The organism is Brevundimonas sp. AVps5, from assembly GCF_058681515.1.
Window position 1 is genome coordinate 2,227,981 of sequence record NZ_CM178740.1, and the last position, 20,770, is coordinate 2,248,750.

At 64.0% G+C, this 20,770-nt stretch carries 26 protein-coding genes and 1 pseudogene; 16 read left to right on the forward strand and 11 right to left on the reverse strand.

Going from position 1 to position 20,770, the window contains the following annotated elements; translation table 11 throughout:
• Window position 1: 1 nt before the first annotated feature.
• Window positions 2-1,060 (reverse strand): flagellar motor switch protein FliM, encoded by a 1,059-nt coding sequence (gene fliM / locus ACW18A_RS11280; protein WP_492021810.1) that lies wholly within the window; start codon window positions 1,058-1,060, stop codon window positions 2-4.
• 85 nt (window positions 1,061-1,145) lie between these two features.
• Window positions 1,146-1,820, reverse strand: coding sequence for a flagellar basal body-associated FliL family protein (locus ACW18A_RS11285; protein ID WP_492021811.1), 675 nt, complete (start codon window positions 1,818-1,820; stop codon window positions 1,146-1,148).
• 185 nt (window positions 1,821-2,005) lie between these two features.
• Between ACW18A_RS11285 and flgF the strand changes: the two genes are divergently transcribed.
• The 7 genes from flgF (at window position 2,006) to ACW18A_RS11320 (ending at window position 6,743) form a co-directional block, all read left to right on the forward strand.
• Window positions 2,006-2,743, forward strand: a complete 738-nt coding sequence (flgF, locus tag ACW18A_RS11290) for a flagellar basal-body rod protein FlgF (protein WP_492021812.1) — start codon at window positions 2,006-2,008, stop codon at window positions 2,741-2,743.
• 11 nt (window positions 2,744-2,754) lie between these two features.
• Entirely contained in the window at window positions 2,755-3,543 is a 789-nt protein-coding gene (gene flgG, locus ACW18A_RS11295; RefSeq protein WP_492021813.1) for a flagellar basal-body rod protein FlgG, read from the forward strand.
• Window positions 3,543-4,316 carry a flagellar basal body P-ring formation chaperone FlgA gene (gene flgA, locus ACW18A_RS11300; RefSeq protein WP_492021814.1) on the forward strand — a complete coding sequence of 258 codons (774 nt, stop codon included), beginning with the start codon at window positions 3,543-3,545 and terminating at the stop codon, window positions 4,314-4,316. The genes flgG and flgA overlap by 1 nt, the downstream gene beginning before the upstream one ends.
• A 3-nt stretch (window positions 4,317-4,319) precedes the next feature.
• Window positions 4,320-5,060, forward strand: coding sequence for a flagellar basal body L-ring protein FlgH (gene flgH / locus ACW18A_RS11305; RefSeq protein WP_492021815.1), 741 nt, complete (start codon window positions 4,320-4,322; stop codon window positions 5,058-5,060).
• A gap of 245 nt (window positions 5,061-5,305) precedes the next feature.
• The gene (locus ACW18A_RS11310) at window positions 5,306-5,773 is read left to right on the forward strand and encodes a hypothetical protein (RefSeq protein ID WP_492021816.1); all 468 of its coding nucleotides are present in this window, start codon (window positions 5,306-5,308) and stop codon (window positions 5,771-5,773) included.
• Between the two features lie 26 nt (window positions 5,774-5,799).
• Window positions 5,800-6,222, forward strand: coding sequence for a hypothetical protein (locus tag ACW18A_RS11315; protein WP_492021817.1), 423 nt, complete (start codon window positions 5,800-5,802; stop codon window positions 6,220-6,222).
• Between the two features lie 14 nt (window positions 6,223-6,236).
• On the forward strand, window positions 6,237-6,743 hold the full coding sequence (locus ACW18A_RS11320; protein ID WP_492021818.1) for a hypothetical protein: 507 nt from the start codon (window positions 6,237-6,239) through the stop codon (window positions 6,741-6,743).
• Between the two features lie 171 nt (window positions 6,744-6,914).
• On the opposite strand, the gene ACW18A_RS11325 is transcribed toward ACW18A_RS11320, so the two are convergent.
• The 3 genes from ACW18A_RS11325 to ACW18A_RS11335 all read right to left on the reverse strand — a co-directional run bounded on the left by ACW18A_RS11325 (window position 6,915) and on the right by ACW18A_RS11335 (window position 8,843).
• A complete protein-coding gene (locus ACW18A_RS11325; protein WP_492021819.1) occupies window positions 6,915-7,517 on the reverse strand; it encodes a hypothetical protein in 603 nt (200 codons plus the stop codon).
• On the reverse strand, window positions 7,495-8,142 hold the full coding sequence (locus ACW18A_RS11330) for a Mov34/MPN/PAD-1 family protein (RefSeq protein ID WP_492021820.1): 648 nt from the start codon (window positions 8,140-8,142) through the stop codon (window positions 7,495-7,497). Before ACW18A_RS11330 ends, ACW18A_RS11325 begins: the two co-directional genes overlap by 23 nt.
• Window positions 8,143-8,402: 260 nt before the next feature.
• Window positions 8,403-8,843 carry a DNA adenine methylase gene (locus tag ACW18A_RS11335; RefSeq protein ID WP_492021821.1) on the reverse strand — a complete coding sequence of 147 codons (441 nt, stop codon included), beginning with the start codon at window positions 8,841-8,843 and terminating at the stop codon, window positions 8,403-8,405.
• 322 nt (window positions 8,844-9,165) lie between these two features.
• Here ACW18A_RS11335 and ACW18A_RS11340 point away from each other — a divergent pair.
• A pseudogene (locus ACW18A_RS11340) lies at window positions 9,166-10,218 on the forward strand (tyrosine-type recombinase/integrase); the annotation flags it as partial.
• 82 nt (window positions 10,219-10,300) lie between these two features.
• On the opposite strand, the gene ACW18A_RS11345 reads toward ACW18A_RS11340, so the two are convergent.
• Window positions 10,301-10,534 (reverse strand): helix-turn-helix domain-containing protein, encoded by a 234-nt coding sequence (locus ACW18A_RS11345; RefSeq protein WP_425991444.1) that lies wholly within the window; start codon window positions 10,532-10,534, stop codon window positions 10,301-10,303.
• A gap of 143 nt (window positions 10,535-10,677) precedes the next feature.
• Between ACW18A_RS11345 and ACW18A_RS11350 the strand changes: the two genes are divergently transcribed.
• The 3 genes from ACW18A_RS11350 to ACW18A_RS11360 all read left to right on the forward strand — a co-directional run bounded on the left by ACW18A_RS11350 (window position 10,678) and on the right by ACW18A_RS11360 (window position 12,262).
• Window positions 10,678-11,085: a type II toxin-antitoxin system RelE/ParE family toxin gene (locus tag ACW18A_RS11350; RefSeq protein WP_492021822.1), complete on the forward strand. Its 408-nt coding sequence runs from the start codon at window positions 10,678-10,680 to the stop codon at window positions 11,083-11,085.
• On the forward strand, window positions 11,075-11,395 hold the full coding sequence (locus ACW18A_RS11355; protein WP_492021823.1) for a helix-turn-helix domain-containing protein: 321 nt from the start codon (window positions 11,075-11,077) through the stop codon (window positions 11,393-11,395). Before ACW18A_RS11350 ends, ACW18A_RS11355 begins: the two co-directional genes overlap by 11 nt.
• A gap of 573 nt (window positions 11,396-11,968) precedes the next feature.
• On the forward strand, window positions 11,969-12,262 hold the full coding sequence (locus ACW18A_RS11360) for a DUF736 domain-containing protein (protein ID WP_492021824.1): 294 nt from the start codon (window positions 11,969-11,971) through the stop codon (window positions 12,260-12,262).
• A 73-nt stretch (window positions 12,263-12,335) separates the two neighbouring features.
• On the opposite strand, the gene ACW18A_RS11365 is transcribed toward ACW18A_RS11360, so the two are convergent.
• Entirely contained in the window at window positions 12,336-12,569 is a 234-nt protein-coding gene (locus ACW18A_RS11365) for a hypothetical protein (protein WP_492021825.1), read from the reverse strand.
• 53 nt (window positions 12,570-12,622) lie between these two features.
• Window positions 12,623-13,213, reverse strand: coding sequence for a tyrosine-type recombinase/integrase (locus ACW18A_RS11370; protein WP_492021826.1), 591 nt, complete (start codon window positions 13,211-13,213; stop codon window positions 12,623-12,625).
• Between the two features lie 235 nt (window positions 13,214-13,448).
• On the opposite strand from ACW18A_RS11370, the gene ACW18A_RS11375 reads away from it, so the two are divergent.
• Window positions 13,449-13,850 (forward strand): hypothetical protein, encoded by a 402-nt coding sequence (locus ACW18A_RS11375; protein WP_492021827.1) that lies wholly within the window; start codon window positions 13,449-13,451, stop codon window positions 13,848-13,850.
• Here ACW18A_RS11375 and ACW18A_RS11380 read toward each other — a convergent pair.
• Window positions 13,847-14,596 carry a hypothetical protein gene (locus ACW18A_RS11380; RefSeq protein ID WP_492021828.1) on the reverse strand — a complete coding sequence of 250 codons (750 nt, stop codon included), beginning with the start codon at window positions 14,594-14,596 and terminating at the stop codon, window positions 13,847-13,849. The genes ACW18A_RS11375 and ACW18A_RS11380 overlap by 4 nt on opposite strands.
• A 195-nt stretch (window positions 14,597-14,791) precedes the next feature.
• Complete coding sequence (locus ACW18A_RS11385; protein WP_492021829.1) at window positions 14,792-15,835, reverse strand: caspase family protein; 1,044 nt, start codon at window positions 15,833-15,835, stop codon at window positions 14,792-14,794.
• 85 nt (window positions 15,836-15,920) lie between these two features.
• Between ACW18A_RS11385 and ACW18A_RS11390 the strand changes: the two genes are divergently transcribed.
• Both ACW18A_RS11390 and ACW18A_RS11395 read left to right on the forward strand, forming a co-directional pair.
• On the forward strand, window positions 15,921-16,766 hold the full coding sequence (locus ACW18A_RS11390; protein WP_492021830.1) for a hypothetical protein: 846 nt from the start codon (window positions 15,921-15,923) through the stop codon (window positions 16,764-16,766).
• Window positions 16,767-16,826: 60 nt separating this feature from the next.
• Window positions 16,827-17,995, forward strand: a protein-coding gene (locus ACW18A_RS11395) for an IS3 family transposase (protein WP_492021831.1) whose coding sequence is annotated in 2 segments (ribosomal slippage) — window positions 16,827-17,079 and window positions 17,079-17,995 — 1,170 coding nt in all. Because the reading frame shifts where the segments join, the coding sequence is not laid out codon by codon here.
• On the opposite strand, the gene ACW18A_RS11400 is transcribed toward ACW18A_RS11395, so the two are convergent.
• Window positions 17,990-18,214 carry a hypothetical protein gene (locus tag ACW18A_RS11400; RefSeq protein ID WP_492021832.1) on the reverse strand — a complete coding sequence of 75 codons (225 nt, stop codon included), beginning with the start codon at window positions 18,212-18,214 and terminating at the stop codon, window positions 17,990-17,992. The genes ACW18A_RS11395 and ACW18A_RS11400 overlap by 6 nt on opposite strands.
• A 363-nt stretch (window positions 18,215-18,577) precedes the next feature.
• Here ACW18A_RS11400 and ACW18A_RS11405 point away from each other — a divergent pair, with 363 nt between their 5' ends.
• Both ACW18A_RS11405 and ACW18A_RS11410 read left to right on the forward strand, forming a co-directional pair.
• Window positions 18,578-18,910: a hypothetical protein gene (locus ACW18A_RS11405; protein WP_492021833.1), complete on the forward strand. Its 333-nt coding sequence runs from the start codon at window positions 18,578-18,580 to the stop codon at window positions 18,908-18,910.
• 260 nt (window positions 18,911-19,170) lie between these two features.
• Window positions 19,171-20,571 carry a tyrosine-type recombinase/integrase gene (locus ACW18A_RS11410; protein WP_492021834.1) on the forward strand — a complete coding sequence of 467 codons (1,401 nt, stop codon included), beginning with the start codon at window positions 19,171-19,173 and terminating at the stop codon, window positions 20,569-20,571.
• Window positions 20,572-20,770 lie beyond the last annotated feature (199 nt).

Here is a 20,770-nt window from a genome sequence, read left to right on the forward strand (position 1 = left end):
GTCAGCGCCTCCCCTTGGTCAGGCTGTTGGCGGTCTCGACGCTGATCGGCGCCTCGACCCGCACGGCGATATACTGGCCCTTGCGGCCCATCTTGCCGATCGTGACCGGGATGGTTCCGCAGCGGATCGAGACGTCGGAATCCGGCGTCGCATTCAACATCAATGTGTCGCCGACCTTCAGATCCAGCACCCTGGACAGCGGCACCTGCTGCTCGTCGAGGACGGCGCGGACCTCGGTGTCCGTGGTCCAGAGCTCGGTGGCCAGGTGACCTTCCCAGATGTTGTCGCGGCCGAACTTCTCACCCATGAACTGCTGCAGCAGCATTTTCCGGATGGGTTCGAGGGTGGCGTAGGGCAGCAGAAGCTCGACCCGGCCGCCGCGGTCTTCCATGTCGATGCGCAGCTTGACCAGGATGGCGGCGTTGGCCGGACGGGCGATGGCGGCGAAGCGAGGGTTGGTCTCCAGCCGGTCCAGGTTGAAATTGACCGGCGTCAGGGGCTCGAACGCCGCCTGCGCGTCGGCGAGAATGACCTCGACCATCCGCTCGACCAGAACCCGCTCGATGGTCGTGTAGGGCCGGCCCTCGATCCGCAGTGCCGCAGTGCCGCGACGGCCGCCGAGCAGGACGTCGACGATCGAATAGATCAGATTGGAATCGACCGTCAGGAGGCCGTAGTTGTCCAGCTCCTCCGCCCGGAACACCGCCAGGATGGCCGGAAGCGGGATCGAGTTCAGATAGTCACCGAAACGGATCGACGAGATGTTGTCGAGCGAGACCTCGACGTTGTCGGACGTGAAGTTCCTCAGGCTGGTCGTCATCAGCCGCACCAGGCGGTCGAAGACGATCTCGAGCATCGGCAGACGCTCGTAGGAGACGAGCGCTGAGTTGATGATGGCCCGGATGCCGGACCCTTCGGAGTCGTCGTTGTCGCCGAGGTCGAAGCCGAGAAGGTTGTCGATCTCGTCCTGGTTCAGGACGCGTTCCGAGGCCGCGCTCGACCGTTCCTCACCAAAGGCGTCGGCGGCGGCGAACGGATCGAGCTCGTCCGTATCGGCCATCAAGCGCCCCTGACTGCGTCAGGCACGTGATGAGTCTCAGGGCATGAGCTCATCCGAAACCCGCTGACACTTTTCGGGCCCATGCCTACTGGACCAGCATTTCTTCGATCAGCACGGCGTCGACCGTGGCCGGGGCGGCGATCAGGTTCACGCGGCGCAGGATCTCGGTCCGCAGCTGATAGGTCCCCGCCGAGCCGGCGATATCCTCCGGACGCAGTTCGCGCAGGAAGCCCTGGAACATGTCCTGCATGCGTGGCATCTGGCCCTGGAGCGAGTGCGCCAGGTCGGCGTCGTGCATCTCCAGCGTCAGGGTCAGCTTGAGGAAGGTCGGGCGGCCGTCCGGCGACTGGATGTTCACCACCATGTCCGGCAGGGTGAAGAAGGTGACACCGTCAGGGCCTTCGGCGATCTTGCCGAGGGCCGGGTCGGCCTCGCCATCGGGCGCCGCGCCGTGGCCGCCGCCTTCCTTCTTCTCGCCGTGATCGCCGCCGCCCTTCTTCTCTTCGCCGTGACCACCCTTGGCGGCCTCCTCGCCGTGCTCGCCTTCGGCGGCGGCCGGCTTGGGCTGGAGCATGAAGAAGGCCCCCGCCCCGCCGCCGCCCAGGACCAGCAGGGCCACGGGCGCGATGATGAACAGCAGGGGCAGCTTCTTCTTCTTGGGCGCACCCTCCTCGCCCTCGACCTCGGCACCATGAGAGACGGCCAGGTCGGTCGCGCCGTCCTTGGGTGCCTTGTCCTTCTTTTTGCCGAGCTTGATCATGCGGAGGTCGCCCCGGAAATTCCCAATCACCCGGATGCGACGTGTTTGGTTAACGCGAGGTGTAAATCCGGCAAGTTTTGCCGGGTGGTAAGGGCCTGAAACCCGGCCAAAGGCCCACGGGAGGGGCGTTAACCGTGTTGGCACGGTCGTTGCGTGGGAGGGAGCGAAGGAGCTCTGGAGCCCACGTGGAAAACGCCGCCTACATCGGACTGTCCCGGCAGATGACGCTGCGTCGCGAACTCGACATCGCGGCCAACAACATCGCCAATGCGGACACCACCGGCTTCAAGGTCGAGCAGCTACTGCTGGGGACCGAGGTCGGCACCCGGGCGCGCAACGACGCGGTCCGGCCCGGTGCCAGCTTCGTTCTGGACCGGGGTGTGGGCCGCGACTTCTCGCAAGGCTCGCTGGAGCAGACCGGCCGGGACCTGGACTTCGCCATCGACGGCGAGGGCGTGTTCTTCAAGGTTCAGGATGGTGCGGCCGAGGCCTATACCCGCGACGGTGCCTTCACCATCAGCCCCGAGGGCGAACTGGTGACCAAGGCCGGCCTGCCCGTTCTGGGTGAGGGCGGACCGATCGTCATCGACCCGGCCCAGGGCCCGATCACCGTCGCCGACGACGGCAACATCAGCCAGAACGGCGCCTCCATCGGCCAGTTGGGCCTGGCCCGGTTCGACAACCTGGCGGTCCTGTCCAAGGACGGCGACGGCCTGTACCGCAACGCCTCCAACGTCACCCCCATCGACGCCGCCGGAGCGCAGGTGCGCCAAGGGATGCTCGAGGGGTCGAACGTCAATCCCCTCGTTGAAATCACCAATCTGATCGAGATCAGCCGCGCCTATGAACGCGCGGCCAAGATGATCGAAAATGTCACCGAACTGTCCCGTCGCTCGGTCGAGCGGCTCGGCAAGTCGTCGTAGGGAACACCTGAATGCGCGCTCTCAGAACCGCCGCCTCCGGCATGGCCGCCCAGCAGCTCAACGTGGAGGTCATCTCCAACAACATCGCGAACATGAACACCGTCGGCTACAAGCGCCAGCGGGCCGAGTTCCAGGACCTGATCTACCAGAACGTCGAACGGATGGGTGCGCAGTCGTCCAGCCAGGGCACGGTGGTTCCGACCGGCATCCAGGTCGGCCTGGGCGTCAAGGCGGGCAGCGTCTATCGCATCACCGACCAGGGCACGCCGCAGCAGACGGGTAGCGACTTCGACGTCGCCATCGACGGCCAGGGCTATTTCCAGATCAGCCTGCCTTCGGGCGAAATCGGCTACACCCGTGCCGGCAACTTCTCGCTCAGCGGCGAAGGCCAGCTGGTGACCGAGGACGGCTATGCGGTCGAACCGGCCATCTCGATCCCGCAGGACGCGATCGATGTGATCATCTCCAAGACCGGCCAGGTGCAGGTCATCTCGGCCGGATCGCCGGAAGCCGCCGTTGTCGGTCAGCTGGAGATCGCCACCTTCTTCAATGAAGCCGGTCTGGAAGCCATCGGCGACAACCTGCTGCTGGAAACCGCGGCATCAGGTCCGGGCACGACCGGCACGCCCGGCCAGACCGGGTTCGGCCAGTTGCTGCAGGGCTATACCGAGGCGTCGAACGTGGACGCCGTGACCGAGATCAGCGCCCTGATCATCGCCCAGCGCGCCTATGAGATGAACTCAAAGGTCATCTCCACGGCGGACGAGATGATGAGCGTCTCGTCGCAGGTGAAGGGCTGATGACCCGTCTGCTGACACTGGTGGCGGCGCTGGCGCTGGTCGCCTCCCCCGCCCTCGCCGGCCCGGTGACGCTGAAGGTCAATCCGGTCGACGACGACGGAAGCGTCACCCTGGGCGACATCTTCGACGGGGCCGGATCGGCGTCGGGCATAGTCGTCGCCAACCGCGCGGGGCCGTCCGTGGTGTTCGAGGCGGGGCAACTTCAGGCCATCGCCTCGCGCGCCGGACTGCAGTGGGCCAATCCGCAGGGCCTGCGTCGCGTCGTCGTCCGTCACGCCGCCCTGGCCCCGGGCGGTGCCGCGACCGCCGGGACCGTCACGCCCGCCGTCGCGCAGCGCGCCGCAACGGTCGAGGTCCTGACCTGGGCCCGCAACCTGGCGGCCGGAGACCTGGTTCAGCCCGAGGACGTCATCTGGTCCACCGTTCAGGCCCATCTGGCCCGGGGCGGATCCCCGTCCGACGCGGAGCAGGTCATCGGCCTGAGCGCCCGCCGGGCCCTGCGCGCCGGGGCCGTGGTCGGCCAGCGCGACCTGATCTCGCCGCGCGTCATCGCCCGCAACGACATGGTTGAGGTGGCCTTTGTCGCCGGGGGCGTGACCCTGACCGTCACCGGCCGCGCCACGCGCGACGCCGCCGTCGGCGAGCCCGTACCCGTCCTGAACACCACCTCCGGCCGCACCATCGACGCCATCGCCTCCGGACCTGGTCAGGCCCGTGCCGGCGCCGGGGCCCGCGCCCAGGCTTCCAACCAGTTCGCCCGCCAGGGAATGTAAGTCATGCGTCAGTCCGTCCTCGCCCCGTCCTCGCTGCTTCTGGCCCTCGCCGCCCTCTCGCTGGGTGCGTGCTCCACCGTCGTCGAGACGGTGCAGGGCCCGCAGTTGGCCCCGATCGGCTATCCCGCCCAGCTGGTTCCCGTCAGCCAGGCCTATCAGGCTGCGCCCGAGCCCCGTTCGGCGAGCGCCAACTCCCTGTGGCGGACGGGCGCGCGTGCCTTCTTCGGCGACCAGCGGGCGCGGAACATCGGCGACATCCTGACCGTCAACATCAACATCGACGATCAGGCCCAGACCTCCAACACGACCAGCCGCAGCCGCACCAACGACATCACCGGCGGGGTGACCAACTTCTTCGGGCTGGAGAACAGCCTCGGCCGCGCCTTCCCCGGCGGGTTCGACCCGCAGGCCCTGGTCGGGGTCGAAGGATCGTCCAACGCCAACGGCACCGGATCGGTCAACCGTTCCGAGCGGGTCAACCTGACCGTCGCCGCCGTGGTCACCGACATCCTGTCGAACGGCAACCTGGTAATTCAAGGTCGGCAAGAAGTGCGCACCAACCGGGAGGTCCGCGAACTGACCGTTGCCGGCATCGTGCGCCCGGAGGACATCTCCTCGGCCAACACCATCGCCCACACCCAGATCGCCGAGGCGCGCATCAGCTATGGCGGACGCGGCGACATCAGCCGGGTCCAGGCCACCCCCGCGGCGCAGAGCCTGGTGGAGAGATTCAGCCCATTCTAGTGCGCTAGCGCTCGACGCGCGGCGTCTCGCTACTTGAGCGCGGCTTCTAGTGCGCTAGCGCTCGACGCGCGGCGTCTCGCTACTTGAGCGCGGCTTCTAGTGCGCCAGCGCTCGATGCGCGGTGCCCCGCTGCCGAGGGGCCTCCCGCTGGCGCGTCCCCGCCGTCACGTCTCGTCACGCGACAAGCCTTGCCGTGAACCGTTAACGAAACCCCGCGTTTGATCATCAGACGCAAGGTTCAAACGATGTTCAAGGTTCTCATCCCCGCCGTCGCCGCTCTCGGTCTGGTCGCCTTCACGGCCCAGTCCAGCGATGTCATGCCTCAGGAAGAAGGCGTCATCGCCGCGCCGGTCATGGGCTGGAGCGTGCATCACGAAGGCGCCCTGGCGAAACTGGCCTATGGCGTGGCCAATTCCGACCAGCTGGCCCTGATGGTGACCTGCAGGCCGGGCGACACGACCGCGGCAACCTACGGTGACGTCGAGATTGAGGGGGCACGCCTGACGCAGGCCAGTCTGCAGATCGATCCCCTGTCCGGCGGCGAAGCCGGGGAGACCACCATCCCGGTCAACCATCCCGCCCTGGCCGGACTGGCGCGGACCGGCCGCATGACCGTCGTCGGCGACGCCGGTCGGTTCCAATTGGCCGCCAGTCCCGAAGACCGTCGCCTCGTGCGCGATTTTCTGGCCTATTGTTCTCCGGGTCGGGCGTAATCCGGTCCGGTCGGGGGGCCTGAACCATGACATTTCTGGCGATGATCGCGGCGTCAGCCCTGTTTGCAGGGGCCACGCCGCAGGGCGGCTGGACCTGGACCCTCTATGAGGACGGGCCCCTGGTTCTGGCCCACGAGATTCCCGACACGGCGCAGCTGAAGGCCATCCTCGAATGCCAGCCGGGAGCCGGGGTGGCGCGTCTGGACCTGTTCGGCCCGACCGACGCGGGCATCGCCACCATCACCTCCGGTTCGGCCACCGCATCGGGCCGGAGCGAGGCCTCCGCCGACCACCAGTCCGTGGCCCTGCGCACCGACCACCCGGTGTTCGGCCAGTTCATGGTCACCGGTGCCCTGGACGTGGCCGTGGGCGGCAATCATCAGGCCGTGGCCGTGCCCGCAACCCACCTTGCCAAGCTGCGCCGCTTCGCCGAGCTTTGCAGCGGTTGAACAGCGGAGGTCGCATGCGGAATCTATGGCTGCCGGTCCTGGCCCTGGCCGCGCTGACGAGCGCCTGCGCCAGCGTGGAGACGCCCCAACCCGTCGTGATGGCCGCTGCCGCGGCCCCGGCGGCTCCCGCCCCGGTCGCGGGCTACGACTGGCACTATACGCCCGACGAAGGCGCGGCCCGTCTGGCCTATGGCGTCGAGGCCAGCGACGACCTGCGCCTCGGTCTCGACTGCACGGCCGGGTCCGGCAAGGTCGACCTGACAGCCCTGGGCCAGACCGGCGATCGCGAGATCCATCTGGAATCCGGCGGCGAGACCGAGCGCTTCCCCGCCGAGGGCGAGCCGTCCCAACTGCATGACGGCGACATCCTGACGGCTAGCGCCGCGACCAGCGAACCGGTCCTGCAGCGCTTCCGCCGGGTTGGCTGGATCGCGCAGTGGATGGACGGGAAGCGGGAGGTCTATGCGCCGCATCCGGGGTCGGAAGCGGGGGTGGAGCGGTTCTTCGCGCTGTGCGGGTGATCCGGAGGCAGGGCCGTGTGGCGGGCAGAGAGGAAGTCCACTCCCCCATCGATATCAGGACCCGAGCTGGGCTAGCTGGACAAACCGGACCTGTTGTTTTGGCACGGTTTTCCTGGGAATTGGCGATCCATAGGGTGTGGAGCGGGAACGCGCGCCGTCATGCTGCAATCGTTAAACGACTGGCCCTTGAACGGGCGGCTCGACGCCTGTCCAGCAGGACGCCAAGCTAGCGCGCGCCGCGCGGCCAAACGAAGCGACCGCTCCAGCATTGCTTTTGACCTCGACGGATGTCGCTGCTGCGTTGTCAGGTTGGGTACCGCGTCCCCAGATGGTGACCACGTCACCGTCGGCCATGTAGGTTCTCGGCCGGGCCCCATCGGGCATCGCATTTCTCGGGGTTACGCCAGAGATTTCGATGCGGGGAGGCGACAGCTCGGTCATCCACGCCAGAATATTCCGAACACTCGGGCAAGTGGTCGATGATGCCCAGGACACAGCATTCTGTCCTGTTTCATCTCGATACTCTCGACGTGCGACATACTCGATCCAAGGCAGACCATCGGGCAGTCGCACAGTGGAATGCACAACTGCGTAGAAGCCAACGGCTTCCCAAGTGTTGCTTTGCGAAGGTTCAATCTCAAACCCAGCCAGCGGCGCTCCCTCCCCAAACAACTGCATGCGGTAGCTGCTGTCCTCGGCGATCGACGGCAACGCCGAAGCCGTCACGAGCGATGCACCGACGAGAATAGCCTTAAACATTGCACGGGAGCGCATTTGGGTTCACCTCTGGCCCAGGTTGGCCTTGTTCGCCGCTGGCGATGTTGGTTTGGTTATACACTCTAATCATTAGCCTGTACGGCGTTCCAGGTCCGTCATTATCAGTGCCAACCAAGTAGAATCGTAGACCCTGGCTTCCCCCCGCCTGAGTGACCAGGCCTTGCCAAACGGAATAATTGTCGCGGTCCGGTGAGCTCGGATACGGACCACTTCCTGGGTGGGAGTGGACAAGGCCGACCACATTCCCCCAGCCAAAGCCATCCACATTGAACCGGACCTCGCCAACGCGAGGAACTCCAACTTCGAGATTCTCCGCAGTGACTACCCCAGTAACCGGATTGCGAATCAGGACCATTGAGCGCTCTAGACTGTCGAGTAGCGGATCGCCGGCACTGTTTTGAAAACGTCGCAGAGCTTCGGCTGAAACTGCGTCCGCGTTCCAATCCACCTGCTGCGCCGGATCCGTGCACCGGTCATAAATCGGAGTTTCCACTCCATCGCCCTCACCGGACACCTCAATGGGCTCTTCCCCCGACGGAGAGTCAAAACGGCCTGGGAATTGCGTCGCTGCGATCCGGCGACGTTGGCCGTTCACCACAATGGCGGGAAGAAAATCGGTCATATGGAACTGACAAAATTGGCCCACTCTTCCGAGTGCAACTAAAGCGACATCAGCGATTCATTGCTGCATTCAAGGTTGTGAACTGTCAAGTTGTTAGTTTGGCCTAACGCCCGTCTGGATTGCACAACTAGAGGGGCTGCTCTAACTCAGACTTTCATGCCGCACGGCAATACATTCGAAAAATTAAGGCGTTAGCTCGGAATCGGACAACTGATCGGGGACGAGAGGCGCTTTGCCCCATTCGATGTCCATTTCCGTTCTCACAGCAACCTCGCCTGCGCCGCTGCCGGAGCCAGTTCCACGCCCCTGCCGATCAGCAACTCGCCGACATTTGTGTCGACGTGCTGCCCGCCGGCGACCGAACAGGTCGTCTTCACCGCTTCCATGTCCGCCCAGGCGAACATCTCCCGCACCTCGGGCCGGTCATTGATCGACAGCAGGAACCTGGCCTTCCCGGCCTGCAGGCGATCGGCCATGCGCTGGAAGTCGCCCTGGATGAACAGGCCGGATCCGTAGTCACCCTCGCAGCCCCAGTAGGGCGGGTCGAGGTAGAACAGCGAACCGGGTTTGTCGTAGCGCGACAGGAAGTCGAGCCGGTCCAGGTTCTCGATGACGACGCCCGCGAGGCGATCGTGCAGTCGACGGATCCGGCGCTCGATGCGGGCGAGGTCGAAGTTCTGTAAGGAGATCCAGCGCTTCACTCGTAAACGGAACCAGCGCCTGCTCGCCGACAGCGCCCTCCCGGGACCAGAACCGGAACAGGAAATGGCTACCCAAGCGGACCGGGTAGCCAAATAGACCTCTAGCCCGTTGATTTTATTGACGCTGATAGCCCGTGTGGCGGACAGAGAGTCCGTCCCTCTGCAATGTCTGGCAATCGCAGGCTATCCTCCAAGCTGTTGTCGTAGCTGAGTAATTTCAGCTCTCTTCTTCAGCTTGTGTCCCCGTGTCTCTCCCAATCCCATGCCGCTTTGATGATGGCGTTTAGGACGGAAAAGGTTCGACGGACAAAAGGAAAACCGGATGTCTCGACCGACCAACCGCCTCTCCGCCCGCACCGTCGCTACTGTCAAAACACCTGGCCGTCACGCCGACGGCGGCGGCCTCTATCTTCATGTCGATCCCAGCCTCGCCAAACGCTGGGTGTTCGTTTTTCAATGGCGAGGCAAGCGTCGAGAAATGGGCTTTGGCAGCGCCCAGCTTGTCTCCCTCGCCGCCGCGCGAGATGCCGCGCTTGATGCCCGTCGCATGGTGGCGACGGGCGTCAATCCCATCACAGCCCGCCAGACAGTTCACCGGGTCGTCACTTTCCGCGAGGTCGCGGATGACGTGCTCGCTGCGCTGGAACTTTCGCTCACCAATCCGAAGCATCATGCGCAATGGCGCACTTCCCTCACGGTGACGGCGAAAGCGTTGCAGTCGCTTCCCGTCGATGAAATCACGACCGACGACGTGATCGACGTGCTGCGTCCCGTGTGGCGACGCACACCCGTCACCGGCTCGCGTTTGCGGGGGCGCATCGAGCGAGTGCTCGATGCCGCCAAAGCGAAAGGCCTGCGTCAGGGCGACAACCCCGCCCGTTGGCGGGGTCATCTCTCTGTGCTGTTGCCCAAGAGTAAGGGTCTCGTCCGGGGCCACCATGCCGCGATGCCCGTGGAGCAGCTTTCAGCATTCATGGCGGCGTTGCGGGATCGACCCGCTGTCGCCGCCCGCGCCCTGGAGTTTACGATCCTTACTGCCGCCCGAACCGGCGAGAGCCTTCGAGCGCGATGGTCGGAAATCGACCTCACGGCGGGGGTTTGGATTGTCCCCGCCGAGCGCATGAAGGCTCGGGTGGAGCACCGCGTTCCGCTGACCGCAGCGGCTCTTGCGGTGCTGGCAGAAGTGCGCCCGCTGCTGGGCACGGCAAAGGACGGGTGGGTCTTTCCAAGTCAGGATGACCGTCGCCCGCTCTCGCAGATGTCGATGTTAATGTTGCTTCGCCGCATGGACGTGGACGATTGCACCGTCCACGGCTTCCGCTCGACGTTCCGCGATTGGGCGGGTGACTTCACCGACTTCCCGCGCGAACTGATCGAAGCCGCCCTGGCCCACACCATCGGCAATGCCGTCGAACGCGCCTACCGGCGCTCCGACGCTTTCGCCAAACGCCAGAAGCTCATGCAGGCATGGGCCGGTTTCTGCCTGAAGGCCGACGCGCCGCCGAAGCCAGCACTGGCACCCGCCGCATCCGTTGCACCATCGCTTCCAGATCGTCGCGCGCGATCAACGTCCGACCGCACACCTTCACCAGCGGCAGTTCGCCCTGCGCGACCAGCCGGTAAAGAGTGGACCGGCTCAGGCCCGTCATCGCCAGCACTTCATTGACGCGGTAGGTCATTCGCTCTTGCATAAACCCGCTCCATCGCAGTGCGGCGCGCTTGCCGCCCAGCCTGCCTAGCGCCAACAGAGCGCGCCGACTGTTGCAGGGGATTGGAGCGATCTTCCAGCTTTTCACTTGCTAAATTATACCAAATTGGGTATAAATGAGATCGTATGGTTCATCTTCCGCCTGCCAACGAGAAGCCCGTCCATTGGATCGGGTCTTCCAAATCCGACCTGCTGGCGCTGCCGCAGGAAGTGGTGAGCGATATGGGCTATGCGCTGGGCTTGGCGCAGCTAGGAGGCAAGCACCCGCAGGCCAAGCCTTGGAAAGGCGAAGGCGCGGGTGTGTTTGAAATCGTGGAGAGCTTCGAGGGCAATGCCTATCGCGGCATCTACACCGTCCGCTTCGAGGGCGTGGTCTATGTGCTCCACGTGTTTCAGAAGAAGTCGCCCTCGGGCATCCGAACGGCGCAGACGGATATCGACCTGGTTAGCGAGCGCCTGAAACGCGCCCGCGAACATTACGAGAGCAACTACCAACAGCCCACGAAGGGCAAGGCAGGCAAACGTGGCAAATGACATCACCGAAGGCACCGGCAACGTCTTCGCCGATCTGGGCCTCCCAGACGCCGCCGACCGTCAGACCAAGACGCGGCTGGCGATGGCCGTGAACGCTCTGCTGAAAGAACGTCGCCTCAAACAGACGGATACAGCGACCATCCTGCGCATCCCGCAATCCAAAGTGTCGGCGCTTGCCAACTATCGGCTCGATCATTTCTCGGTCGAGAAGCTGATGAGCTTCCTGAATGCGCTGGAACAGGACGTCGAGATCGTCATTCGCCCCAGCCGTGAAGCCGTCGGGCACACCTCCGTGTTTGCGCTGACCTAAGGCCCGCACCGGATCGCACCGATGATTGCAGCGAGGGCCCCGACCAGTTGGGCGAAGGCGGTAACGATCAGAGCGATATTGATGGGTTTCATACGGTCCTCCTTTGGCCCCGCACGGGATGCGCGGGATGAGGAGCCTTCAGCATAGGGAGCAGGCGTTTTCGCACAGGCCGAAGCCGCCTCTGGCGGGCGATGTTGCAGGCACGAAACAAGCGCCTTGAGAAACGCCGACTATGCCATTCTCCGATACCTGCCGCGCATCTCGGGTGGGCTGAGGGCAGCGTGGACCTTCAACATCCGCGAAGATCGTCCGCCAAAAAGCACCAGCTCGTTCAACCGAGATGGCCTGATACCCTCCTAGGCGTCGCCGCACGTCCGGCCTCTCCATACGCGCAACCTGGAGCCTTGGTCGGCGGCTTCAACGAGCATTTTCCCTTGGGCCTTTTGGCCCTTCCTCGCGAACGCTGCGCTTCAAAATGCCCGTACCGCCTTCGGCTTGAGGCCACCGCCCAGCGGCTCCCATCAGTGCGCATCGAGGCCGCGCAGTGCGGCTTCAAACGCAAAGGAGACCAACATGGCAAACATCGGAACCTTCACTCGCGACGGCGCAAACTTCACCGGCGCAATCACGACCCTGGCCCTCAAGGCCAAAGCGACCCTGCAACCCAACAGCAAGGTCAGCGATCTCGCTCCCGACTACCGGGTCTATGCCGGCGGCGTCGAAATCGGCGCGGCTTGGCTGAAAACCAGCCGAGGCGAACGCCCCTACCTGTCCGTCAAACTGGACGACCCCAGCTTCCCCGGCGCGATCTTCTGCCGGATGATCGAAGGCCAGGACGGTCGCCACCAGCTCCTGTGGAGCCGCTGAGGGAATGGGCCGGTCGCCATCGCGACCGGCCTCCCGATGTGCATTTGGTGGCGTACCAAGTGGGCAATCACCGTCACTCGCCCTCGAGCAGCTTCTTGTCGGTAGCGCCCAGCGCGATGCCGACGACGGCACCGGTCAGCACCATCGTCGGCGTGACCTCGCGGTTCGCGGCCTTCATGGCCGTGACCACCGAGATTGCGCCCAGGCCCGCACCCAGCAGGCCACCTTCCCAGCCGGAGCGCTCGGCTACCCGCTTTTGCAGTTCCAACTGAATCTCTCCCAGGGGGAGCCTGTTGAACCATTCCATTATCTGTCCTCCACGGCGTCATGCCTTGGAGGATCAGTCATCGTCCGACCGCTTCATGCCATTGCGGATGATTGCTGTCGCCAGAGCTTTTGCGCGAAGGCGCGTTCCTCGCGGCCGACGGCGTCCTGGTAGATCGCCGTCGTGTCGAGCCGGGCATGGCCCATCCAGCGGGCGGTGAGGCTGATCGGCACGGACTGTTCGGCGTTGGCGATGCCGAAGGCGTGGCGCAGCCCTTTGGGCATGGCTTGCGCTCCGATGATTCCGGCTTCCGTCATCGCCCAGCGCACCCGCCGCCATGCCGTCTGGCGACACCAGGACCAGAGCGGTTCGTCGGGACGCCGATCCTGCGCAAGACGGCGCAGATCGGACAGCAGGTCCGGCGGCACCGGCACGGCGCGGAAGCTCAGCTTGCGCCGCTTCAAGGTACGGAACACGACCCGGCCCGCTTCTGTGTCGATGCGCTCGTACGTCAACGCCAGCCCTTCGCTGATCCGGCAGCCGGTGAACGCGAGCAGCCTGCAGAAGGTCCGGCTCTCGTCGTCCATGCGTTCGGCGGCCGTGAGGAAGCGTCGTCCCTCGGTGCCGCAGAGATACTTCCGCTGGCCGCTGGCGTTGAACAGGCTCGCTGTGTCCGGGCGATTCATCGCCCCACCTCCGCCGAAACGTCTGCAACGGAATGAGGGATAGTGTTGCAAGGTCGGATGCCCCGATAAGCCGCAGCTACGTTGCGGTTTCTGGGTTTTGTCCGGGCGTCGTACTCTACTGTTGTGCAAGGTCGCATTGTGGCGTTAGTTGTTTCAAATCAATGCGCTCCGCGCAACGAAATCCCTCACAATGTTACCTTTCCCCTGCCGTTCACGGTGAACGCAGGGGATTTTCGTGGCTCGTTTGCATCGAGGTTTGTGCCTTCCCGGCATGGTCGCGGCGGCAGTGATCGTCGCGCTTACTCCGACGCAGGCCGCAGCAAAGACGCAGGAAGCTGGCATCAACCGCCGCGCCTACGACGCGGCCATGAAGTGTTTCGTGGCGAATGGCCGTGCGTCGGGCTTGAGCCAGCGGGCGGGCGACCCGGCCGCCGCTGCGCGCTACGACGCGAGCGGACGCGAGGCATTCGATACCGCACTCCGGCTTGGGCAAGCCCTTGGCTATCCCAACCGTCGGATGAACCAGGACTTCGACGCCGTCCAACTCCGCGAACTCCCCACGATGGTAGGCGACCCCGAGTATTTTCGGGCGTCGGTCATCCTGTGTCGTTCGCTTGGTTTGATGCCCGCTGGTTAGACGCGCCCGACTGCTGCATCGGCAGACCGATTGACGCTCGAAACGCCGTGACCGGTTTGACGGATGTCGGGACCGGAAGCGCCCGCGTTTCTGAGGGCGGCAACGAGGTCTGCCGGAACAAGGGCCTGCTCCGAAAGGGCCAAACCGGCGTCGGGTTGCTGGCCGGGGCTGCTTTCCGGCTGCTGTCCGAGCACCTGACTGAGGTTCCGCTCCTGGCCCGATAAGCGGCGATGTTGCCTCTCATACTCGGGGCTGGCATCCGCGCCGTGCGCGCCAGCATCTTCCAACTGAGCAACGGCAAGTCTGGTCGCCCGCAGGGTACCTTCCGGCGTCCCTTCCGCCGACGCGGCATTGATTGCTCGCTGGTATGCCTCCTCCCGCTGGCGATAGGCCGCTTCTTCTTCTGGCGACGCGAAGCGGAGATAGGGGTCGAAGATCTTCCGTTCGTAGAAATCATGGACGAACGAGGTCACTTCCCGGTGCGCGGCCGCACTCGCGGCGTGGAGCGCCACTTCGGCGGCATGGGCATGGGCGACGGTGCTCCGCACCTGTTGCGCCAGCGTCTGTGACGCGGCGACCGACGCGATCACTTCGGTCCGGATGGCGGCGAGCCCGCCGCCGTGCGCGTGTTCGATGCGGTGCTGCAATCCGGCGAGGCGCGACATCTGGCCCTGAGCCACCGCGAGGGCGGCCCCGTCCCCACTCATCGCCGCAGCATGGCGCAGCAGCTCGATGTCGGATTCCAAAGCGGCCTGGGCCTCGGCGATCTGCCCCAGCAGATCCGCCCGAATGGTACCATTCGGGTCAACGGGAAGGCCCCGTTGACCGTCTGAAACTGTGGGATGGCCCGTTATAGATTACTCGTATCGTTAGAGTTTTACGTCTTCATCTTACGGTAACAATCCCTAATTTTTCGTTAACCGACCACTCAGAACATACTGTCAGGTCGTGAAACCGTATCTCTCTTTCAGATACGCGCGAACTTCCTCGCTCGGCGTCTCGCCATAAGAGGACGCGACAACAGAGCCGTAGGTCTCAATGTCGATGATCCCGTCGCCGTTCATTGACGCCAGAAAAGCCGCTTCTTTCTCGGGTTCAACGAGAACGAAGTAATAGGCCCAGCGGCCCGATGTGTCCTTGGCTTTCAGTTTGTGGACCAGGTGGCCGCGCTCAGCGACATAGCGATCCGCCGGATCGAGGATGGCTTTTGCGCCGCCATTGCCGATGGGGGCGAGCACGGGCGAGTTCACCAGCGTTGCCAGCTCGTCGGAGTCCGGCACGAAGGGCCACAGGTGGCAGAGATTGCCGGTGCCCCACGGACGCTGGACCTTATCCGTCATCCGGTAGACGAAATCGGTGGCATGTGCGGCGAGCACCGCAATAGGCAGGCCAGGTGTTTTCAGGGCATCGCGGATGCCAAGGCAGAAGGGGCTATTGCCATACTGCGCCCCGTCCGCCGCCATGCGTCCGGCGGGTGTGGCGTAGAACACGAATGTCTCGTTGACCCGTTCGTAGCGATCGGGCGATTCCCCGGCCAGGCCTGCCACCTCACCCCGCGTCGCACTTGGAACTCGGTGCGACCGGCACGCATCGAGCACGATCAACTTCTGCTGGTCGTCGCGCCAGCACAGCGCATCCATCACTTCCGATAGCCGGATGCATGAGAACAGGACATCGGCCTCGCTGACGCCGGACGCATCCACAGGCACGAGATAGTTCTCCCCGCCGCGCTGCATCCCGTGGCCGGCGAAATGAACATAGACGCTGGCGCGTTGGGGCAGATCGGCGATCACGTCGCGGAACTGGGCAAGCACGCTGCCCATCGACGCACGGTCGGCGTCATGAACGACGTAGGTGTCGAACCCGAGAGACTTGAGCTCGTCGCCCAGCGTCTCGACATCGCTGGCGGGGGTTCTGAGTGGGCCAAAGACCGATTGGCTTTGGTACTTTGTGTTGCCGATGAGCAGGGCTGCGCCGCGTGTCATGTTCTCACCCAAGGTTGCCGTCACAGCTTTGCCATTCAATCGCGGCAGTGCAACATTCTCGTGGTTGAAGTGAGGGGCAAAGCCGATGGCGGTCTACGATCTGCTGCTTAAGCTGGAGGGCATGAAAGCCCTCTGCGGTGACGGGATCACCGACGACACGATCAGCCGGAACCTATTCCCGACCCACGAGATCAGCGAACAGCGCAGCAGCCTCTCCCGCCTCAAGAGCGGCGAACTGGACCTCACCGAACGGCACCGGTCCATGCTCACCGAGGATTTCAATGCCCGCATCAACAAGAGCGTGCTCCCTCCTGGCAACACGCCGGTCCCCATCGTCGCGCTCCTGCGCGCCCAGGACTGGGAACGCCCGTTGCCGGAGTTTTTCGGCCATCTCGCTCTGGCGCTCGACCAAGCGGCTCCCAGCGCCCTCGCACGGGCCCACGCGGCCATACTGTCGGCGCTTCAAGGGCTGCAAGACTATCGCGAACGCGACCACGCGCTTCTGCTTGCCAGCTATGACCCGGCCGACGCCGAAGCCTACCGCTTCCCCGACACCGCCAAGCCCATCGACCCGCTGGAGCTTCCGCCCAGCCGGGTCGTCGCGGGAAAACCGATGATCGCCAGCCTCGTCCACGAGGTGAGCAACGAGCCATCGCGAGGCTGGCTGTTCTTCGTCCGCAATCCCGACGAGCGGCAGGGGATCTCGCAGAGCCACTACGTCTGGGACCAGGATCTCAGCCAGATGCTGTTCTGGCAGGAAGGCGGGCCGTTTGAAATTCCAGCCGGCCACTTCGGGGCGCTGCCCGGCTACCCGACGACGGCGACCCGCCTTACCGGCGAGGTGACGGCGTTCCTGCTGGTGGAACCGATGAACTCCCCGGCCGTCGCCAACCTGTTGCGAGCCCCTCAGCCCGATTGGGACGGCGTTTGACCTGCCCCCTTCCTGATCCCTCGGTTTGAGTGAGAGTCCGTCAACCTCAAGGAGACGGACATGAAGAAGAGCAGGTTCACCGAGGCGCAGATCATAGGGGTGCTGCGCGAACAGGAGGCGGGCGGTGCGACGGCGGAGGTCTGCCGGCGGCACGGGATCAGCGAGCAGACCTTCTATCGGTGGAAGGCGAAATACAGCGGGATGAGCGTCTCGGACACCCAGAAGCTGAAGGCGCTGGAGGACGAGAACCGGCGGCTGAAGAAGCTGCTGGCGGAGTCGATGCTGGACGTGTCGGCGTTGAAGGATCTCCTGGGAAAAAACTGACCGGGCCCGCTGTTCGCCGGGAAGCCGCGCTTCGTCTGATGGCGGAGCGCGGCTACTCGCAGCGGCGGGCCTGTGGGCTGGTCGAGGTCGATCCCAAGACGGTGCGCCGCGCGCCTGAACCTGGCGACGCGGAGGTGCGCGAACGCCTGCGGATTCTGGCCGGAGAGCGTCGTCGGTTCGGCTACCGACGGCTGGGCATCCTGCTGGAGCGCGAGGGCGTCAGCCTGAACAAGAAGAAGCTGTTCAGGCTCTATCGGGAAGAGGGCCTGGCGGTGCGACGGCGGCGGGGGCGCAAGCGGGCGACCGGGATGCGGACGCCTATGGCGGTGCCGGACGGTCCGAACCAGCGCTGGAGCCTGGACTTCGTGGCCGACGCCCTGTCGTGGGGCCGACGCTTCCGCATTCTGTGTATCGTAGACGACTTCACGCGCGAGGCCTGGGCGCTGGTGGTGGACACCTCGATCGGCGGCTGCCGCATGGCGCGTGAGCTGGATGCGCTGATCGCCCGGCGAGGCAAGCCGGCGCTGATCGTCAGCGACAACGGCACGGAGATGACGTCGAGAGCCATGCTGGAATGGGCCAACCGGACAGGGGTCGGCTGGCACTACATCGATCCCGGCAAGCCCCAGCAGAACGGCTTCGTCGAAAGCTTCAACGGCAAGTTCCGGGACGAGTGCCTGAACGAGGAGGTGTTCACGACTCTGGCGGAAGCCCGGGCCGTGATCGGCCGGTGGCGGCACGACTACAACCACGTCCGACCGCACTCCGCCCACGGCGGCCTCGCGCCGGAGACCGTGCGGCTGAACCACGCGGCCGGTCGGCTGCGCGACGTGAATAGCTGCGCCGCCCGGCCGCTCCCACCGGAGCCCAAGATCAGCTATGAAGCCTGCGGACTCCCATTATGACCGAGGGACCAGCGGGGGGCAGGTCAAAATCTGGCTCGCCGCTCCATCGCGCAGGACGATTTCTTCGGAAAACTGGGACAGGCCTTCGTTCATATAGCTCGCATACTTCCACGGTGCGGCATACGCCCCCTCGACCTTCGGATTTCTGTCGAACTCTGTGAAGATCGAGCGAATTTTTGTGCCAAATTCCCTTAGTCCTGCCTCACTGCTGATGATCATTCTGAGTGTCCCCGCGCTCACCAATCATGCCCTAGCGAACGCGCATATCGTTGCCAGAGATCCGCTGTACGGTGAAGCCGCGATTTAGCGTCTTGTGGGACCACGCCGCTCCCGAAGCGTGACGATCCGCGCGGCTGCGCGGCCGGGCTTTAGGCTACGCCGCGAGCTTCCGGCCGTGCCGGTGATCTCGCCCCATACGGGTAACAATCCCTATCGCAAAGGGCTTGGGGCTTTGCCCCTGGCGCACTCCAGATAGTCTTCCGCCCAGCTTCATCCGCGCAAGAGGCGCTCCTTGCAGCCGGGTCCCCGCGAAGCCTCCCCTCCGTTTGCACCCCCATTCTCGCCGAAGGGCAAGGGTTCAGGATGAACCCCAACCCCGAGGAAGAGATGACCAAGGACTACGTCGTTACACGCACCAACTGGCACGGCATCGAAATCGAAATCCGCTGGAACCCTGACTACCTGACCTATGATGACCAGACGCGAATGGCCCATCTGGAGGTCGAAAGCATCTCCCCTAGGAGGGCTCGTCTGCCGATTACCGAGACGGGATACCGCTCACATTTTACAACGGTGGAAGCGGTCCAAACCTATGTGCGCCCGGAGGACTATGTGGAAGCGTGGCTCGATCAGGCGTCGCGCTCGCCGGAGTGGCGGGCCTTCGATGAGGCTCAAAAGCAATTGTCGCTATTCTAGCCCGCCGCGTAAAGGCCTGTGTAAATATCTACACAGCTCCTGCACAGGCAGAATAAGTTGATTTTGTCCAATATACTTGAGCAACTTAACGCCTTCCCGTTGTAGCAGCGCTACAAGAAGACATAACTATATGATTGAATACTATAGCCAAATATCATATAATAACTACTGCACAAGGATACACAAATCGCTCAAATCAATCGGTTAGAGGGGTATTTCTGCACAGTTCCCACACAGATGCGCCGAAGGACCGTGCATTCATGGTTGATACGACCGAGGTTCGACCCGGTCTCGTGATCTTCCGACGCACCGATGTGAAGCACGGCAATTGGTATTGCCGCATCAAGATCCCCGAGAAGGACGCCTACAAGTTCATCTCTCTCAAAACTGCGCTGGAAGCCGAGGCGCGCGAACGGGCGCGCGACGCAGCGATCCGCGTAGAGGTGAAGCTGGAGCTGGGCCACCCGGTCTTCGACAAGTCGTTCTCTGAGGTCGCGGCCGAGTTTTCCGCTTTCCAGAAAGAGCGCGCAGAGGCGGGTCACATCACGCTGAGCCGCTGGCGCTCCGTCGAATCCCACATCAAATCCCAACTGAACCCCTACATGGGGACGCGGCAGATCACCTTGATCGGCGAGCCGCTTTGGAAAGCCTATCCTCTGGCTCGCAAGCGCACTGGGAAGGGCAATGGGCGCGACGTGGTGAGCGACGCCACCATTCGTGGCGAGATGACCACCCTTCGCGCGATCCTGGCCTACGCCGTCGAAAAGAAACTCATCCCGAATATGTCGGCCTTCAAGGCCGTCGCCGGTTTGAAGAAGGTCTCCCGCGAGGAGTTCACGCCGAGCGAGTACCGCAAGCTCCACACCTTCGCTCGCAACCAGTGGGTCAAGAAGGCCGCCAACAAGCACGTGGGCTGGTATCGCAGCATGACCTACTGGTTCATACTCGTGATGACCAACACCGGCATGAGGCCTCCCGAGGGGCGTAACCTGCGCTGGCGCGACGTGGCCGTTCGCACCGATAAGAAGGGCCGCCGGTTCGTCACCATGAACGTGCGCGGCAAGGGCAAATTCCGCACCCTCGTCGCCTCGATGAAGGTCGCAGAGTATCTCGATAAGGTTCGGGAGATCAGCTCAGCGACCGGGCCGGACGATCCGGTGTTTTGCACCCATGACGGCCGGGTCGCGGTCAGCCTTTACAACAGCCCGATCACCCACCTGCTCGAAAAATCCGAGCTTCTGTTTTCCGCCACCGGCAGCCGCCGCAGCACCTATTGTTTCCGGCACACCTACGCCACCTTCCGGCTCACCGAGGGTGTCGACTCCCTGTTCCTGGCCAAGCAGATGGGCACTTCCGTCAAAATGATCGAGGATCATTACGGCCACGTCTCGCCCGATAAAAATGCCGAGCGCATTTTGCAGGGATTACCGGGATGGGGGGCAGCCTCCGACGCCGCTGTGGCGACCTTTGCGGAAGTGGACGACGCATCGCCAACGCAAGATGGAGCCTCTGCCAAGCCGGAACGGATGCGCCGCGAGAAAGCGGGTCGAGTTCGACCGCAGCGGCAAGCTTCCGCCGAGATCACCGCTTCCAGCGCCCGGCCCGAGGCGAGTTCGCCACGGCGGGCAAAGCGGAAGCGGAAAGGTTCAAAGCTGTCTTAAGGATTCCGGTTGTCGACAACGAATCGCCCTAACGCCCGCTTGTCGCGCTGACGCCACAGACTGAATACGACCGAGGCCGTGTAAAAACTCGTGGGGGCTCGATTTCCAATGCAATATTATTCCCGCGAATAAACAAAACACATCTGCCCGCGCAAAGAATTGCATTTTTTAAGGACGCCGCGAGTAGGAAGTTGCGCAA